This is a genomic window from Chitinophaga lutea, from assembly GCF_003813775.1.
GTDB lineage: Bacteria > Bacteroidota > Bacteroidia > Chitinophagales > Chitinophagaceae > Chitinophaga > Chitinophaga lutea.
On record NZ_RPDH01000002.1, the window covers coordinates 1586129 to 1602554 of the forward strand.

Sequence of the window (16426 nt, forward strand, 5' to 3'; positions counted from 1 at the left end):
GTCTGTAAATATTTGGAAGTCCCGCCGGTCAATAATCGGCGGGATTTCTTTATTTTAGCCGGTTATGAACCCGCATTACATCCTGTTCGACACGCCTGAGCGTGATCAGTTATACCCTTTCACACATACCCGCCCCGTAGCTGCCTGCCGGGTAGGGCTGCTGACCATCCGCGAAAAATGGGAGAAATGGCTGAAAGTAGCCCCTATCGGGTATTTCACGATGGACTACCTGCAGGAAAAATTTCCCTTCTTCAAAGCCCCCCAGAACGCTGTGACGATACTGGTGAACGGGCACCTGCTGCCTTCCGCGGGCCTCGTCAAGACCATCCGGAATATGCAGGCCGGGCAGGAACTGTATAAAAACGGCCGCCTACTGGCCAAAGCCGTGAGCGGCGACGACTTTTTCCTTCCAGCCGAACAGGCGCGCATTGATTATGAAGGCGATATCGTCCGTATCGACCAGCCCTGGCACATCGCCCAATATAACGATGCCGCCCTGCGCGACGACTTCGAACTGCTGACCAAAGGCCGCAAATCCGCCACAGCTACCGAAGGCAACACACTCCTGAACCACAAACAGATATTCATAGAGCCCGGCGCCCGGGTGAGCTGCAGCGTCCTCAATGCAGAAACCGGCCCCATTTACATCGGCAAAAACGCCGAAGTGATGGAGGGCTGCCTGATCCGCGGGCCCTTCGGGATGGGCACCGGCGCGGTGCTGAAAATGGGCGCGCGCGTGTATGGCGCCACCAGCCTCGGGGACCATTGCGTGGCCGGGGGCGAGATCAAGAATTCCGTATTCTTTGACCATTCCAACAAGGCGCACGACGGGTATCTCGGCGATGCCGTGATCGGCGAATGGTGCAACCTGGGGGCCAATACCAGCTGTTCCAACCTGAAAAACAATACCAGCGACGTAAAGGTGTGGATGGAAGCTAAAAACGAAGCCTGGAGCGCTGGTAAAAAATGCGGACTGCTGATGGGCGACTACAGCCGCTGCGGCATCAATACCATGTTCAATACAGGCACCGTGGTGGGCGTGAGTTGCAATGTGTTCGGGGGCGATTTTCCGCCCAAATACCTGCCTTCTTTCAGCTGGGGCGGCCGGGAGCTCACCGAAAAATACAGGCTGACGGAGGCCCTCCGTGATGCCGGCGCGTGGATGCAGTTAAAAGGAAAAGAACTGACGGCGGCGGACGAAAACATATTAACCCGGATTTTTAACGGGTAATTGTGTATTTTTCGCGCTCCTTTAAAAAAACAGTGTTACATATATGAGAAAAAAGATCGTAGCCGCCAACTGGAAAATGAACCTCACGCTCGATAAGGGCGAACAACTGGTCAACGACATCCTGGCTGCCGGCCTCAAACTGGCGGAGGGCCATGAAGTGGTGATTGCGCCTCCTTTCCCCTACCTGGTGAAGATAAAACAGCTGATCCGGAACTACCCCGGTATTTCTCTCGCAGCACAGAACTGCTACAGCGAAAAATCAGGCGCTTATACCGGTGAGGTATCTGCCGAGATGCTGCAGTCCATCGGCGTAGACTACGTTATCCTGGGCCACTCCGAGCGCAGGGAATATTTCGCGGAGAGCAACGCGCAGCTCGCTAAAAAAATCGACCTGGCGCTGGCCAACGGCATCAAGCCGATCTTTTGCTGCGGCGAGCCGCTGGAGATCCGGCAGGCTGAAACGCAGAATGATTATGTGTCCAAACAGCTCGAAGAAAGTCTTTTCCATCTGGATGCGGCGGCCCTGAAAAATATTGTGATCGCCTATGAGCCCATCTGGGCGATCGGCACCGGCTTAACGGCGAGCGCACAGCAGGCGCAGGACATGCATGCATTTATCCGCGCGAAGATTGCGGAGAAGTACGGGCGTGAGGCGGCACTGGGCCTGACTATCCTGTATGGCGGCAGCGCCAAGCCTTCCAACGCAAAGGAACTGTTTGCGTGCGCCGATGTGGACGGCGGGCTGATCGGCGGGGCATCGCTGGTGGCGGCCGACTTTACGGCGATCGTACAAAGCTTTTAATATTGTGTGAAGGTGGCTCCGGTAAAGCGGGGCCATTTTTTTTAGTATTTTTTGCTAATTTTATTAGTAAATCCAAAAAAGTTAGTATATTCGTGTTGTGAAAGAAGGGGTCATTATTGTTGATGCTGTAAATGATAATGATTGTTTCAATTTGATGGTTGCATAATCAAAAAGACATGGAAAACGAAGTATTCAATGATTACATGCTGGTGATACATCCCGATGCGCAGACGTTGCATGACATCAGTATATTCAGGCATCTGATATCGGAGGAGCTGGGTATTGACCAGGCTGCTTTTTCGCAGGCGCACATTGCGTTGTTCCGGTCGGAGTTTCCTGAAAAATATGAAGCGGATTTCATCAGCATGGTAGAAGAGATGGTGCAGGAGCAATCGGCTTTTACGATTTACACCTCCCGGATAGACCACAGCAAGCAGGGTGATTCAAAGCACCTCTTTTATGTGAATGTGGCGAACCCGAAACCGGTGGAAGAGTTGCATAAAAAGATCATGCACACCTTTGAGGTGAAACCGGGTACGTTCAGGCCGCACATTGCTCTGGCGCGGGCGGTCAACAGCCAGCAGTTCAATCAGCTGGCCCCCTACTTCGCCAACAAGATGTTTGTACGCAGCTTTCACTGCCACAGTTTCAGCCTGTTGAAGAAACAGCCGGACGGACGGCGCTACGAGGTGGTACGGGAGTTCCAGTTCGGCAAAGACAATGCGTCCGAGCATCCCCTGTTCACCCACGCGGCATAATGCATCCGGTGGCTTAAATGGGTGCCATACGGCATCGCTTAAGCTGGTTGCGGCTCCGATTAAGCTGGTTTTGTCTGCAGTCGACCGCAATTAAGCCCGGGCATTTGCAAACCGGTATTTAAGCAGCAAACGTGCCTGGATTTAATCTGATGCATAAAGCTGCTGATACATAGGGATTTAATCCGATGATTGAAGCCGGTGACATAGACCAGGATTTAGCGCGGTGTTTGAAATCGGTGATAAAGATCCAGATCCAGTCCGGTCGTTGAAGTGGCGACAAAAGCTGAAATTTAATCCAGTGTTTGAAACCGGTGATAGGGGCCAAGATTTAACTCAGTGTTTGAAGCTGTTGATAAAGCCCCGGAGCTAATCCGGTAGTTGAAGCGGCGACAAAAGCTAGGATCTGATATAGTGTTTGCAAAGACTAGGATTTAACCCAATGTTTGATGCTGGTGGCAAAGCTAGAATTAATCCGGTGTTTGAAGCCGGTGATAAAACCGATATTCACCCGCATTAGATCCACGGTCAAACGGTATTTTAAAAAGCCTTTTCAAGAGTCAGTATCAAATATCACTTGTATTGTCGGGGCGGGCGTTCGTCGCCCGGCCTCTTTCAAACTACTTACCCACCCCTGCTTACTACCCGACATTAAATTCAATTCGATGGCCCCGGTATCGCTGTATGAGCATGCTGGAGGAGAAGCGTGTGCTTCTGGCCTAGCATGCCTTTATTGTGGCAGTGCCAAGGCGTGACATGTGCAGTGTGGCATAGCCCTTCCGATGCAAACATGCTTGTTTGCGGGCATAGTTCTTTGCTATAAGGCGTGGCATATGCATCATAGAGCGTAGCCCATCCGGTGCGAGAATGTATGCTCGCCGACATGGTGCTTTGCCATAGCTGGCCGGCAATGCTATCATCGTGCTGTTGTTTGCCCGTTCATGTGGCTGGGCCACCATCAGACACCGCCACAATATTGTTTGCGCAAAACCGCATACAGCTGCGCTCCGGCAACCCGCCGGCCCACATCTGCGTAAACAAACACATGGTGCCATACATCCGACATACCTGCATGGAATGTTCGACGAATATCCGCAGGCAATATCAGGCTTTAAACAATTGTAACATGGAATGGATGTCTGTCAAACCAGTTTATCATAACGGAAGAATGCAGCATAACCCCGGGCAGGCGGTATTCTCCCTGTTAACCAAAGCCGGCTTCCAGCTGGAACAGGTGCGCAGGAACGTATCCCCCGCCGTCACAGAATATTTTTACTTTCATCCAGGTTTGCATATACAGGTGCATGAGGTGAGCGAATCGCCTCATCACCCATCCCGGTTCTTTATCTTTTACCCCGGAGGCAGCACGGCATACGCTGAAGGACACGACCAACTTCGGCTATGCTTTGCCGCCGGGTGAAAGCCCGCTGCCATCTTTGTTATATCTTTACATATATCTTCATTTAGCGTCATTTTATGATCCACAGGAAAATTACAGTCAAGGGAAAAGTACAGGGCGTGTATTTCAGGGCAACGGCACGTTCCATTGCCGTTAAACTCGGGCTTAAAGGAGCCGTAAAAAACCTCCCCGACGGCAACGTATGGATTGCTGCGGAAGGCCCGGAGACCGCCGTGCGGGAGTTTATCGACTGGTGCCGCATTGGTCCCACCGGTGCGGTGGTCACCTCCCTCGACATCACCGAAGGCACGCCCGAAAACTACCAGCAATTCGACATCCTCCATGAATAACCCCATAAAAAAAGCGGGGCGAATGCCCCGCTTTTACAAACCTATTTCGAAACCTTAATTAACCTGTTCGATTTTCCCCTTGCCGGAGATCATCTGGTTCACACGCGCACTGCCTTTATATTTGACATTGCCGGAGCCAGACACTGCGACATCGAGTTTCTTACTGGCATTCACAAAAGCGCTGCCGCTGCCGGAAATGCTCACTTCCATTTCCTCCGATTTCATCTCGGGCGCATCGATATCGCCGCTGCCGGAAATCGCGAATTCGGTATTGTCGGCGCGACCGGCCAGCTTCGCTTTACCGGTGCCCGAAATTGCCACTTCGAGCTTTTTGTATTGCAGATCCATTTCAGCGTCGCCCTTACCGCTCAGCGCGATTTCGAGTTTTTCGCCTTTAATGCTGCCCTGGGAATAAAAGCCCGTAGTACCGCTACCTGCAAGACTTTCCAACTGTCTTACCGTAACCCGCACGATAATATCGTTGGAGGGTTTGATGTTGAAACCGCGTTTCGGGTGGAGCCGCAGCTCATCGCCTTCTATTACGGTTTCGATGTAAGGCAGCAGGTTTTCGTCTGCTTCCACTTCGATCGAAGGGTTGTTACCTTGCGTAACGTACACCTTAAACTTGCCGGAGGTGCTGATCTCATCAACTTCGGCGCTGGCGTTGCGCTTTTCTTTTTTGATGCTGCCATTGCCTGCGATAGTTTCGCTGCGCTGTGCCTGGCCGGCAAACGGCGCGAGCAACAGCATTGCGAAGGACAGGGATGCTATCAGCCTGCATGTTGTTTTCATTCGTCAGAATTTTTTTCGGTTAGATGATTATTCTCCTGTCAATTTTACATCGCAGTAGGAGCCGTCGATTTTAATGACCCCTGACGCATCTGTAGCATTTGACGTTATGGCGGAAAAGGAGAGGCTACTGTTTTTGCGGACGTTCGAGATGTTTTTCCATTCGAACGAACCGGTATTGATATCACCGTGCCGGATGTTGGCGATCAGCCGGAAAGGTGTACTGCGCCCCACTCCCAGCCTCACATCGGAGTAACGAAGTACCGCGGTGATGGAAGTAAAGGAAGGCGCTATCTGCCGGAAGCTGACGTCGGTGTAATTCACGTTGATCACTGCATTCTTTTTCAGCAACTCGGCACGCAGGCTGGAATAATTACCGGATAGCGACACGTCACTCACACCTGCCAGGCGATACTCGTCGTAATTGGAATTCAGCCGCATGCTGCCGGCGTCGCCGAAGTTATAGGAACTGTTGTTGGAATTAACCTTCAGCTCTTTGGTGGCACCGCACCGGAGTGAGGAATAATTCGCATTCAGATCGAGTTTTTCCGCCTGCGAAATCCTTGCCTTATCGGTATAATTCATCGTTACACGCAGCACTTCCGCATTGCCGATATCGAAGAAACCGTAGTTCACATTGATGCTGGCTTCGAAGGGGAGTTCCCTTGCCAGGATGTCGCCGAACTGGTTCTCCAGCGCCACCCCTTTCATATTACGGGGCACATTCACCACGTAATTGATATTCACATAATCTTTCGAATCCTTTTTATTGAACGAAAACCATTTGCCGCTGCCTGCAGCGTTGTAGCGGGTTTCGAGCTTGATATTATTCCCGGACTCGGAGCCGTCGATGTTGACCATCTCCGCCATACTGCGGGCCTGTTCTTCGTTTTTACCGAAGCCCGTCACTTCCACTTCCGCGCGCACCATCGGTTTATCCCAGATGTTGATCACGATTTTGCCGTACTTGTTCTGTACTGAAAGCCTGGAAGAGGAGCCGGCCTTGAACTCTTTCACGATGCGGATCTTGTGCTCCTGATCTCCCTTCGCCGCCCATGCAGCCAAAGGAAACAATAACAATAAAAGGATGGTAGATTTACAGTACATCTTTTTTATTTGAAGGTGTGACGTTATGGTATTTGTCCTGCTCGGTCAGAATTTTATCCAACAACTCCAGCTTCATCTGGTAATAGCGTACCATCGCGGCGCGGATGCGCTCGTTGCCGGGATTGCTCATCAGTTCTTTTTCCAGCAGCAGGTATGTTTCATTTCTTAATTTCAGCTCTTCGCGGGTGGTGCTGTCGAGCCCCAGCTGTTCAGCGGGGTATTTATTCAGCTCTTCGAGCTTCTGCTCGATTTTGGATGTGTAGTACACCTGCATTTCTTCCATTTCAGGCACTACATACGCCACTTCCTGTTTGGCGTTGAGGAATTTTACAAGCAGCCCCGCGTTCACCACCAGCGCTACGATAATAGCGGCCTTCCACCAGTGCTTTGCCATCATGGAAACGATGCGGGCAGGTTGTTTTGCCGGCAGCTCTTTTTCCAATGCCGCCCATACCCGGGGCCCGGGCCCCTCCTCTTCAAATGCACTGCGGTTTTGATGTATAAAATCTTCCAGTTTCATCGTGTTGATCTTTTCGAGGGACTGACACACGTGCATCAGTTCCTGTGTATTATTTGAAAGTGCATCTCAATGCACTGTCTATTTTTTTATAGAATGATGAATATGCCATCATCAGTTCCGTTTCAATGGGCGTCTCAACAAATCATTCACACTGCTTTGATGAATGTGCTGTTGTCTGTTCTGTTTCAAAGCACCTCCCAACAAATTGTCCATGCGGTCTTTCATTGGAATGATGAATTTGTTGTCATCCGTCCCCTTTGAAGCGCGCCCGGCACCCGGTTTATTCTTTCAAAGCATGAAAACTCACACTTCTTTCGTTTTCACTTTTACCAGTTGCCGCACCTTTTCTTTTGCCCGCATGAACTGGGTTTTGGCGGTTGATTCCGAAATGCCCAGCATCTCCGCGATTTCCCGGTGGGAATACTCTTCAAAGATGTACAGGTTCAGCACGGTGCGGTAACCATCCGGCAGCTGGCCGATGGCCTCCTTAACCGCCGAAACGGTGAAGGCGTAGGCCCCTTCGTCCACCACGGCTTCTTCCGCCGCATCCATCTCTCCCACTTCTTCGAAGTATACCTTCTTTTTACGCAGGTAACTCAGGCAATGATTCACCACGATCCTTTTGATCCAGGCGGTCAGGCTACTGTCTGACGTGAGTTTTTCCAGGTTTTTGAACACCTGCACAAATGCCTCCTGCAGCACATCCTCCGCATCGGCGGCATGCCCCGTCATACGCAGGCAGATGTTATACATTGCCCTGGAATATGCCTCATACAGCTCACGGAAAGCCCGGACGTCGCCCTTGCGGCAGCGTACCACGATTTGATCTGTTACAGGCATATTTTCCAAAGTGTCAGGGTATAAACTCATATAAAAGACGGCGAAGGGGGAAAATGGTTGCACCGGGGGAACAACTTATTTTGAAAATACTGAAAATCATAGAGATATAAAAACAGAACGCGGCCCACAAGTGGCCGCGTCCCTTCCATCCTTATATACCTAAAACATGATTAGGTACGTGTTTGTACTACTTCACCCTGCTCTGCTCGTCTTCCAGGCCGGTTTTACGGTTGCGGGCCTCTTTTACGTTGGAGTTGCCGAAGCGGTAGGTGAAGGATGCCCTGAACTGGCGGCTATCCCAACGGGTAGCCAGGTTCACGTGGCGGTTGTTCACGTTATACGTGCCGCTGAAACGCTGGGTGTTGAAGACGTCGTTCACATTGAAGCGGATGGTGCCTTTTTTGTTCAGTACCTGCTTCTGCAGGCCGACGTTAAAGGCATACATATGGTTCATGCGGAACAGGCCTTCCTGTGAAATCTGCGGGGAAGTGTAGAAGAACGATGCTTCTGCGGAATACCCCTTATTAAAGGTAAACGTATGCTGGGTTTGCCCGAAAAAGCCGCCGGATGCACGTTTGATGTGCTCGTTGTTCACCGTGGTTTCGAAGGCGTTGTAGAATACAGACACCGTGGTGAAGCTTCTCCACCATTTGGTGATAGGCAGAGGCGCAGACACATTCAGGTTGATGTTGTCTTTTTTAGCCACGTTCATGTATTTGTATACTACGATGGTGGTGTCGCCGGTAGCGGGGTCTACCCCGTTTTCGAGGATGCGGGACAACATATCCGTTGTACGGCTATACCCGATAGCGGTCGTCAGGAATGATTTAAACGTATGGGTGAGGTCGAAATTGTGTGAATACTGCGGGCGCAGGTAAGGGTTGCCGCCGGCTTTGGTGTACCTGTCGAGGAAAAACTCGAACGGGTTCAGGTCGTCGTAGCTCGGGCGCTGCAGCCTGCGGCTGTAAGAAATGCCCCACTGGTTGTTCTTGTTGGCCGCATAACTCAGGAACACGCTCGGGAAGAAGTTGAGGTAACTGGTGTCGTTCACCTGCTTCATCGTCACGGAGTTCCCTTCCACATTGGTTTGCTCGGCACGCAGCCCGGCCTGGATCCCGAACTTCTTGAATTGTTTGGAGAAGTTCACATAGGCGGCATTCACGTTTTCCTTATAGATAAAGTAGTTGGAACGGTTGGCATCGTATTCCCAATTGGACCGTTTCAGGGAATCGAAGCGGGAATCGTTGTCGGAATCCACGAAACTCAGTTTGATGCCGGCCTCGATCTTCGCCTCCTTTTTCAGGGGATGGGTATAATCGATCTTCACGGTTTTGATGTTGATCACCGAAGGCTGCAGGCTGCGGGTGGTATCCCCTCTCCAGTACTGCTTGCCGGTACCGTCCATGTAGGCGGAAAAGAGGCGGCTGCCCTGATCTTCCGCATTGCGGGAATAATCCAGGTCGATGTTGAGCTCTTTACCGGTGGAGTCCAGCTTGCCTTTGTAGTTGATGTTGTACGACTGGCGGTTCCATTTGTTGTCGTTGTCGGTTTTGGTCCGCAGGGAGGAGTCGACAGACTCGCCGTTGCCGATGAACGTGTTGCTGATGCCCTTGCCCAGCCAGGTACTGGCGCCCAAGTTCACCATCACGCCTACCGTATGGTTTTTGTTGACGAAATAATCGACTCCGAATTTACCTCCATGGTAGTGGGACTCCTTGTCGAGATAAGTATTCTGGTCGAACGTGACACGCCCGGATTTTTCGAGGTTGTCCCTGAAAATGCCCAGCTGCTCGTAGTTGCGGTTGTAGTTATAGTTATACGAACCGTAAATATTCACGTTTTTGTTGCGATGGTTCAGGTTAAGGCCGCCGTTGAAACGGGGCAGCTTGCCCTGAATGTAACCCGCAGTCACGTTCCCGTTGGTACCGTAACTGGAATTCTTTTTCAATTTGATGTTGATAATCCCGGCGTTGCCCGCTGCATCGTATTTGGCGGAAGGATTGGCGATCAGCTCTATCTGGTCGATGTTGGAGCTGGGCATATTTTTCAGCAGCTGGGCAACGTCCTGGGGAGACATGTTCGTGACTTTGCCGTCGATCATAATGATCACACCGTTCTTGCCACGCATGGATATATTATCGTCTTTATCTACCTGTATTCCGGGCGACTGTTGCAGTACCTCGAGGGCGGTACCACCGGCGGCCACGATACTGTTTTCAACATTCACCACCATTTTATCTGCTTTCTGTTCGATGAACGGGCGTTTGGCCGTTACATTCACTTCTTTCAGGTTGCGGGATACTTCTTCGAGGGTGATGACCGGTACCTGCACCGGGGCCCCGTTTACGGTAAAGGGCTTGCTGAAAGCTTTTTTCATGCCCATGTTCACCGCGGCCACCAGGTACTGCCCTTCCCGGATGCCTTCAAACTCATATTTGCCTTCCACATTGGCCACCGCTCCTTTTACGAGGGTGGAGTCTTTTGCTTTTAAAAGGGTCACTGTGGCAAATTCTACGGGTTTATTGTCGGCGCGGGACACGAGACCGTTAATCTTTCCCTTCTGGCTGACGGAGCCGTTTTCATTCTGGGCCTGAGCCATGTTGCTTGCACTAATCAGTAAAGCGCTCAGGGTCAACAATTTAGAAATTGATTTCATATAAGGCGGAGGTTTAGAATCAGATGCTTTATGTGTGTTTTAAATTTATACAGTTCCTTTCTTACTTTAGTTCCTTTCTTTAACAACTACAGTGTAAAGGTAGGTAGTATGCTTTACATAGTACATAATTATACACAAGTGGTCGTATAATAGTGATGATTGGTAAAAAATAAAAAGGTGAACCGTTAGTTAGGTGATTGAAGGCGATTTTTCCGCTTTGCCATATATAGACGCGTGTGCAATCATTTTGTTACAAACTTTTTTCAAAGCTATGGCGGATGGGTGATACGGCGGGTTAAATGGGACGAAAAGCTCCCATATCGTTATAAAAAAGGCGGCGCCGGTGATGACCGGCGCCGCCTCGCTATATTAACATATACGGATTATGCTTTGGGCTCATCCTCTGGCTCCCCGCCTGCCGCGGCAACAGGCGCCGGTTCAGGTTGCACCTCTTCCTCTTTTCTGCGGCGGCCGGTAATGTACTTGTACGCAGCCGCACCAACACCGATAAGCCCCATCACGATGAACTTGCCGAATTTGGCGATGATGGCGAAGAAGCCCACTTTAGCCAGTACCTTGCCTGCCACGAGGCCGCCGATCGTCCAGGCTGCTACCTCGTCTACCTTGGGATCGAAGTCGGCATACGCATGCCCTGCTTCAAAGGTGGTGCTTTTGAGGATGGCGGGGATGTGCTGTTTGATTTCCGGCAGCTGGTTCATGACGCCGATCGCGTTCATCGACAGTACGCCCTTCCGGCCGAGTATCCGCACATTGTAATTCAGGGTATGCTCTTCCGACTCACCGAACTTGATTTCTTTCGCCCAGTGGAGGGTTTTGTTGGCTTTATCATAAAAAGGAGCGGCGGCCCAACCGATGAACTCGACGGAGGGATAACCTTCTTTAATCCGATCTGGGTTGGCTTCGGCGGTTTCTTTTTTCAGCTGCTTCAGCATGTCGTCATAGTCGATTTTGTCTGCATCTTCGTCTTTCACAAACCCGATGTCTTCAAAATCGATATTGAAAGCCCAGCCACTTTCGTCCATGGGCCCACGGTCTGCCGGGAAAAGCATGCCCAGGGTTTCGTTTTTCGGGTTGCCCCAGATTTCTTCGAGCACCCGGTGACTCTGCGGCACGTCGAGGTAGCGGAAACCTGCGGGCACTTCCAGCACCACGCCATTGCCGAGGATCACTTTGCCTGTTTTGTAGGTGAAGCTGGCGTTAATGGAATCGGTGAGTGCTTTCAGTTGGGCTTCGGTGAGTTCCGGCTCTTCTTCCGTTGCTGCTTCGGTGGCAGTACGGGGGCCGGTGGTGTCCAGCTGCGCATGGGCAGTGGTAAAGATGGCCAGGAAGGCGGCCAGGAGGGTCCAAATTTTCATGTTATATAGGTATTATAGGTAAATAGCGTTTATTCAAACCGGATGGCGGCAACAATAGCCGGTAATTCTTCCTGCATCCTTTCAAATACCACCCGCTCCTCTTTCCTGATATGGGCTTCAAGACTGCGGGCCAGCTGGTCCATGGCCTCCACAGGGTTGGCACTATCTACCAACGCACTGTACATGGCCGATATGGCACGGTGCTCTGCAATCAGTTCGTCGAGCAGGGTGTCGATTTCCGGATGGTGGCCGCGGCACTGCTCGAACAGGTAATCTTCTTTCTGGATGTGCGGCACCATGATTTCCTGGAACACCTTCACCATGTAGGCCATTTTGGACGGTGCATCCAGCGGGTAACCTTCAAACTCGGCCGCATCTTTTTTCAGGTACCTGCAAACGAACAGGAGGCTTTTATGCTCGTGCGAGAGCGGTACCAGGTTGGGATGGCGCTGCATCAAACTGTTTTTTGTACCGGTTGCGTTTTACGGGCGTACCAGATAAGGGCCGCACCGCCGATCACCAGCAGGCTCGCAATGATCTCCGCCTGTGTGGGATGGAAACCGAAGATATCATATTTTGTGTTGACCCGTATCTTCTCCACGAAAAATCGCTCAACACCATTAAGTATCAGGTAGATGCCGAAAATTACGCCGGGCGTGGTCACCTTTCTGCGAAGCCCCATCAGCACAAAAAAGAATATGCCGCATACAATGATCTCATACAACGGGGTAGGATACACGCCAATGGGAAGGGCGTTGCAATATTCACCCTGGCAGCCCTGGATCTGGATACCATCGTTCACCACGTTGTGCGGATAACTATAGGCAAAAAACCAGTCGGGCAGAAAGTTGAGAGAAGCGGGTTTTTCGTACCGCGCGTGTGGCACTTGGTCAATGCCGCCGAAGTGCCGGGTGAAATAGGCGGAGTCGCGGTGCAGCACATCCTGGTACTGCGCCTCGGAAATGATCTGCACTTTGCCGGTGGCGTTGGTGGCATAGGCGCTGTTATTAATACCCCAGTCGCCGTCGCCGGAAAACTGGCAGCCCATCCTGCCGATGGCATACGCCAGCATCAGTGCGGGCGCAGCACTGTCTACCAGGTGCTTCCAGTTAATATGTTTTTTATGGGCATACCGGATGATGACATACGCAGCCACGATGAGCCCACCGTAGAAAGTGAGCCCGCTGGCGGAGAAGATAGACCCCCAGGGATCGGCAACAAATTCGCCCCAGTTCTCGAGGTTATGAAACACCTTGGCCCCTATCAGTCCGGCTACAGCTGCCATGATCGTGAAATCCGGCACACGCTGGTGCGGCCATACTTTTACTTTCGCTTCTTTGGGTTTGGGTAACGCGGCTTTCTTTTTCGTATAGTACTTCCAGTAAGCCATGGCCGCAGCCGCCAGCAAACCGCCGATGATGCTCCCCTGCCCCGACAAAAAATAGGCGCGCAGATCGTCGTACTCGGCGCCAATCAACCCGATGAGTTTAAAACCCAGGATAAAACCGATCACCCCGCTGATGAGCATGTCGCCCACCGACGCCGGTGTGCCCGTCACCATGGTTTCCTCTACCGGCGCAAGCCAGCCCAGTTTTTCCCGCCGGCGCAATTCCGACGTCAACACGTAAGCCGCCGCCAGAAAGGCGAGCGCCACAAAAAAGCCAAACGTTTGTACAATCTTCAGAAAAGGTATCTCTATTCCAAACAGATCCTTAAATGCGTAATATAAATTAGGATACATAGGCAAAAAAAAATGGTGATCTGAGTTTTCCTATGAACAAAGCCGAATTATATCAAAAGGAAAATCAAACCACCAAGTTACATTTCAATTATGAATTACGAATTATTTTTTCGGGCCTTTTGCCCCGTAATTCATCCTGTGCTTAACAGTATTCGTCGAACGCAGCGAGCAGGTTGGTCGCGATCAGCTGCGCAGAACGCCCTTCGATCATATGGCGCTCTATGAAGTGAACCAGCTGCCCGTCTTTAAACAGCGCGATAGAAGGAGACGACGGCGGGTAAGGCATCAGATGTGTCCGGAGCTGGGTAACCGCATCTTTATCGAAACCGGCGAAGCTGGTAGCCAGCCTGTCGGGTTTCTTTTCGCTGGTAGCCACGGCCATCAGCACACCGGGGCGCGCAGTACCGGCCGAGCAGCCGCATACAGAGTTAATTACCACCAGGGTTGTGCCTTCCTTTGCCAGCACCTCATCCACCTTTGCAGGGGTGAGCAATTCTTCAAATCCATTATCTGTGAGTTCTGCCTTCATCGGCATCACGAGTTCCGCAGGGTACATAATAATTCTTTTTTGCAAAGTTAGTAATATATCGACATACTTAAATAAATAATACAAAACAGCCATTCTGTCTCACAAAATTAAGCAAGACTGCCTATTTGTCCTAATACAGCCCTCCTTTTCTGGCGAAATTTCAGCAAAACGGCATTGGTATCCCGTTTGATTCATACCCCATGTAACCGAAAAAAATGGTTTAACGCTAAAAAATATAACACTATGACACTCGTAAAATTTAATCATCAACCGGCCAGAACCTTCAGCAGCCTTGTAGACGACATTTTCAACGGCAAATTCATCAACAGGGATTTCGCCACCTCCGACTTCTTCGGCCAGCATGCCCCGGTGAACATCCACGAAAACAAAGAAAGTTATGTGCTGGATGTGGTAGCGCCCGGCTTCGACAAGGGCGATTTCAAAATCAACCTCGACGGCCAAACGCTGACCCTCAGCGCCGAAAAGAAAACGGAACAAACCGCTGAAGGCGACAAACAAATCCGCCGCGAGTTCAGCTTCCGCTCCTTCTCCCGTTCATTTACGGTGGACGAAAACATTGATGCGGACAAGATTAATGCGAAATACGAAAACGGCGTCCTGAAAGTAACCCTGCCTAAAAAAGAGGCAAAACAGGAAACCGTAAAAGAGATTACAGTTGCATAAGGGTTAGGAATAGGCACAGAGCCGCTCCGTTCGGGGCGGCTTTTTTTATGCAGTAAATTACCACAAACGTTGAATGTGCGGCAGCAGGGAGGATAGTACCTTGCTGGTATTATATCTTATTAAAGCCTGATGATTCCCGGTAGCCAAATATTAAAGAATTTTTCCATCTACATCTACAGGAGCACCGAGAAAGCGGTAACGGGCAGGCTAATATTAAGATCTACAGGCGCCTTTGAGCAGGCCCGGATCAAAATGCTGTTCGACTACCTGTTTTTCTTCGGCCTCACCATGCTGCCGATGCTATTCGTCCTGCTATACCTGCAGGACTATGTGAACCTGGCCATTACCGCCAGCTTCGTGGGTATATTCATGATGTGTGCCCTGGCGATGAGCTGGGGAGTGGGCACCGCCGCCACCGGCACCATTACCGCACTGAACACGCTGCTCATTCCCATGTTGTCTTCTTTTGCCAACGACCTCGACGTATCCCCCATATATGCCATGCCCTGGATGATGGCCTGCATGCTGGGGTACTTTGCGGTGAACCTGCGGACGGCACTCGGGCTCGGGGCATTGCTCTTCTTATACCTGGGCTTGGTGGCCTATATGAAAATCAATCACCTCGCGGTTTTCCTGCCGTCCAGCTACTCCGCGCCCGACCGGTACGTGGCCACCCCCTTCCTGATGGTGGGCTACCTGATCGTATTCCTGCGGGTATGGGGCGTATACTACCGGAACATCACCCGGCTGGAACAAAAACTCACGCTTGAAAAACAGCAACAATTTTCCGCCCTGATCAACCAGAACCTCACCAAACAGTTCCTTTTACTCAAAGGCCTATCGCGCTCCGGGAAAAATGAATACCTGGAAGGCAACCTGGAACTGCTCGACGCCTGCTTCTCCGAGATCGAAAAACAGTGCGACTCCGCCATCCACTTCCTGGATACCACAAAAAAGGAGGATTAATCCGTATTCAGACAATTGTCCTTCCGCCGGGTATCGATCAGGTACACGATCTTCCACCCTTTCTGCGATTTGACGAGCTGGAAAGAATTCACCCCGCAATGGCTGAACCGGTCGCCAACGTAAAAACGGTATGGGGTCCATACACTTGCGAGGTCTCCGTCGATGAGAATCTTATCAAATGCGATCCGCTCATCCCACACGTCCGTGTGAGGCGCCCCTACAGCTGTAAGGAACTTTTCGAGGCTGACAGTGCGTACCTCAGCCACCCCGCCGGAAGGCTGTGCAATGGTTTGCAGAACCGCCTTAACATCAAACACATCCTTTACCATGGCGCTATCACCTTTCCTCATCCCGTCAAACAGTTGACGGATGGCACTTTTTACCTCTTCTTCGCCTGAAGTCTGTGCTGACACTGGGCTAAAACATATGAGTAATAAACAGAACGGAATTAAATATAGTATTCTCATAAAGTTAAACAGGGAATAATTAGTAACTCATTTTAATATGGCGCAAGGGGTTGTAACGCGTTTTTTGTTAAAAAGTTGCAAAAAGATACAACTAATTGGTATTTGCCATCGATGCGGATAGACCTACTTTTACACTGAGCAGATTATCGTAACCTATTGCCACCTATACCGAGAATTATGCCTTTTTCCTTATGCCTTGAATTTTTCCTTTTAC

At 50.8% G+C, this 16426-nt stretch carries 17 protein-coding genes; 6 read left to right on the forward strand and 11 right to left on the reverse strand.

The genetic code is table 11. From position 1 onward, the window contains the following. The first annotated feature begins 64 nt into the window (after window positions 1-64). From EGT74_RS18575 to EGT74_RS18585, 3 genes are all read left to right on the forward strand, one after another. The gene (locus tag EGT74_RS18575; protein ID WP_123848065.1) at window positions 65-1231 is read left to right on the forward strand and encodes a putative sugar nucleotidyl transferase; all 1167 of its coding nucleotides are present in this window, start codon (window positions 65-67) and stop codon (window positions 1229-1231) included. Between the two features lie 43 nt (window positions 1232-1274). Then, the gene (gene tpiA, locus EGT74_RS18580; RefSeq protein ID WP_123848066.1) at window positions 1275-2033 is read left to right on the forward strand and encodes a triose-phosphate isomerase; all 759 of its coding nucleotides are present in this window, start codon (window positions 1275-1277) and stop codon (window positions 2031-2033) included. A gap of 176 nt (window positions 2034-2209) precedes the next feature. After that, window positions 2210-2791, forward strand: a complete 582-nt coding sequence (locus tag EGT74_RS18585; RefSeq protein ID WP_123848067.1) for a 2'-5' RNA ligase family protein — start codon at window positions 2210-2212, stop codon at window positions 2789-2791. 1201 nt (window positions 2792-3992) lie between these two features. On the opposite strand, the gene EGT74_RS27275 is transcribed toward EGT74_RS18585, so the two are convergent. Then, the gene (locus EGT74_RS27275; RefSeq protein ID WP_262697124.1) at window positions 3993-4115 is read right to left on the reverse strand and encodes a hypothetical protein; all 123 of its coding nucleotides are present in this window, start codon (window positions 4113-4115) and stop codon (window positions 3993-3995) included. Window positions 4116-4264: 149 nt separating this feature from the next. On the opposite strand from EGT74_RS27275, the gene EGT74_RS18590 reads away from it, so the two are divergent. Continuing rightward, complete coding sequence (locus EGT74_RS18590) at window positions 4265-4537, forward strand: acylphosphatase (protein WP_123848068.1); 273 nt, start codon at window positions 4265-4267, stop codon at window positions 4535-4537. Window positions 4538-4591: 54 nt separating this feature from the next. Here the strand turns inward: EGT74_RS18590 and EGT74_RS18595 are convergent, their stop codons facing one another. From EGT74_RS18595 to EGT74_RS18635, 9 genes are all read right to left on the reverse strand, one after another. Further along, on the reverse strand, window positions 4592-5329 hold the full coding sequence (locus EGT74_RS18595; protein ID WP_123848069.1) for a head GIN domain-containing protein: 738 nt from the start codon (window positions 5327-5329) through the stop codon (window positions 4592-4594). Between the two features lie 27 nt (window positions 5330-5356). After that, complete coding sequence (locus EGT74_RS18600; RefSeq protein ID WP_123848070.1) at window positions 5357-6433, reverse strand: hypothetical protein; 1077 nt, start codon at window positions 6431-6433, stop codon at window positions 5357-5359. Then, the gene (locus tag EGT74_RS18605) at window positions 6423-6989 is read right to left on the reverse strand and encodes a hypothetical protein (protein ID WP_123848071.1); all 567 of its coding nucleotides are present in this window, start codon (window positions 6987-6989) and stop codon (window positions 6423-6425) included. Before EGT74_RS18605 ends, EGT74_RS18600 begins: the two co-directional genes overlap by 11 nt. Before the next feature lie 267 nt (window positions 6990-7256). Beyond that, window positions 7257-7793 (reverse strand): RNA polymerase sigma factor, encoded by a 537-nt coding sequence (locus EGT74_RS18610; RefSeq protein WP_158618220.1) that lies wholly within the window; start codon window positions 7791-7793, stop codon window positions 7257-7259. Window positions 7794-7980: 187 nt separating this feature from the next. Continuing rightward, window positions 7981-10449, reverse strand: a complete 2469-nt coding sequence (locus tag EGT74_RS18615; protein ID WP_123848073.1) for an outer membrane beta-barrel family protein — start codon at window positions 10447-10449, stop codon at window positions 7981-7983. Window positions 10450-10832: 383 nt separating this feature from the next. Next, window positions 10833-11825 (reverse strand): DUF2167 domain-containing protein, encoded by a 993-nt coding sequence (locus EGT74_RS18620; RefSeq protein WP_123848074.1) that lies wholly within the window; start codon window positions 11823-11825, stop codon window positions 10833-10835. A 29-nt stretch (window positions 11826-11854) separates the two neighbouring features. After that, complete coding sequence (locus EGT74_RS18625; RefSeq protein ID WP_123848075.1) at window positions 11855-12280, reverse strand: hemerythrin domain-containing protein; 426 nt, start codon at window positions 12278-12280, stop codon at window positions 11855-11857. After that, window positions 12280-13479 carry a prolipoprotein diacylglyceryl transferase gene (locus tag EGT74_RS18630; RefSeq protein WP_246008246.1) on the reverse strand — a complete coding sequence of 400 codons (1200 nt, stop codon included), beginning with the start codon at window positions 13477-13479 and terminating at the stop codon, window positions 12280-12282. The genes EGT74_RS18625 and EGT74_RS18630 overlap by 1 nt, the downstream gene beginning before the upstream one ends. Before the next feature lie 229 nt (window positions 13480-13708). After that, window positions 13709-14122: a BrxA/BrxB family bacilliredoxin gene (locus EGT74_RS18635; protein WP_123848077.1), complete on the reverse strand. Its 414-nt coding sequence runs from the start codon at window positions 14120-14122 to the stop codon at window positions 13709-13711. Between the two features lie 216 nt (window positions 14123-14338). Between EGT74_RS18635 and EGT74_RS18640 the strand changes: the two genes are divergently transcribed. After that, the gene (locus tag EGT74_RS18640; protein WP_123848078.1) at window positions 14339-14779 is read left to right on the forward strand and encodes an Hsp20/alpha crystallin family protein; all 441 of its coding nucleotides are present in this window, start codon (window positions 14339-14341) and stop codon (window positions 14777-14779) included. Window positions 14780-14908: 129 nt separating this feature from the next. Further along, window positions 14909-15745, forward strand: a complete 837-nt coding sequence (locus tag EGT74_RS18645; RefSeq protein WP_123848079.1) for a hypothetical protein — start codon at window positions 14909-14911, stop codon at window positions 15743-15745. Here the strand turns inward: EGT74_RS18645 and EGT74_RS18650 are convergent. Beyond that, window positions 15742-16212: a nuclear transport factor 2 family protein gene (locus tag EGT74_RS18650; RefSeq protein WP_123848080.1), complete on the reverse strand. Its 471-nt coding sequence runs from the start codon at window positions 16210-16212 to the stop codon at window positions 15742-15744. The genes EGT74_RS18645 and EGT74_RS18650 overlap by 4 nt on opposite strands. Between the last annotated feature and the right edge of the window lie 214 nt (window positions 16213-16426).

What these genes read in the sequence shown, in the direction of transcription:
- EGT74_RS18575 (WP_123848065.1), top strand. Translation starts at nt 65, where the DNA reads ATGAACCCGCATTACATCCTGTTCGACACGCCTGAGCGTGATCAGTTA.
- EGT74_RS18620 (WP_123848074.1), bottom strand. Translation starts at nt 11,825, where the DNA reads ATGAAAATTTGGACCCTCCTGGCCGCCTTCCTGGCCATCTTTACCACT.
- EGT74_RS18590 (WP_123848068.1), top strand. Translation starts at nt 4,265, where the DNA reads ATGATCCACAGGAAAATTACAGTCAAGGGAAAAGTACAGGGCGTGTAT.
- EGT74_RS18615 (WP_123848073.1), bottom strand. Translation starts at nt 10,449, where the DNA reads ATGAAATCAATTTCTAAATTGTTGACCCTGAGCGCTTTACTGATTAGT.
- EGT74_RS18585 (WP_123848067.1), top strand. Translation starts at nt 2,210, where the DNA reads ATGGAAAACGAAGTATTCAATGATTACATGCTGGTGATACATCCCGAT.
- EGT74_RS18605 (WP_123848071.1), bottom strand. Translation starts at nt 6,989, where the DNA reads ATGCACGTGTGTCAGTCCCTCGAAAAGATCAACACGATGAAACTGGAA.
- EGT74_RS27275 (WP_262697124.1), bottom strand. Translation starts at nt 4,115, where the DNA reads ATGAGGCGATTCGCTCACCTCATGCACCTGTATATGCAAACCTGGATG.
- EGT74_RS18635 (WP_123848077.1), bottom strand. Translation starts at nt 14,122, where the DNA reads ATGTACCCTGCGGAACTCGTGATGCCGATGAAGGCAGAACTCACAGAT.
- EGT74_RS18595 (WP_123848069.1), bottom strand. Translation starts at nt 5,329, where the DNA reads ATGAAAACAACATGCAGGCTGATAGCATCCCTGTCCTTCGCAATGCTG.
- EGT74_RS18610 (WP_158618220.1), bottom strand. Translation starts at nt 7,793, where the DNA reads ATGCCTGTAACAGATCAAATCGTGGTACGCTGCCGCAAGGGCGACGTC.
- EGT74_RS18650 (WP_123848080.1), bottom strand. Translation starts at nt 16,212, where the DNA reads ATGAGAATACTATATTTAATTCCGTTCTGTTTATTACTCATATGTTTT.
- EGT74_RS18645 (WP_123848079.1), top strand. Translation starts at nt 14,909, where the DNA reads ATGATTCCCGGTAGCCAAATATTAAAGAATTTTTCCATCTACATCTAC.
- EGT74_RS18640 (WP_123848078.1), top strand. Translation starts at nt 14,339, where the DNA reads ATGACACTCGTAAAATTTAATCATCAACCGGCCAGAACCTTCAGCAGC.
- EGT74_RS18625 (WP_123848075.1), bottom strand. Translation starts at nt 12,280, where the DNA reads ATGCAGCGCCATCCCAACCTGGTACCGCTCTCGCACGAGCATAAAAGC.
- EGT74_RS18600 (WP_123848070.1), bottom strand. Translation starts at nt 6,433, where the DNA reads ATGTACTGTAAATCTACCATCCTTTTATTGTTATTGTTTCCTTTGGCT.
- tpiA (WP_123848066.1), top strand. Translation starts at nt 1,275, where the DNA reads ATGAGAAAAAAGATCGTAGCCGCCAACTGGAAAATGAACCTCACGCTC.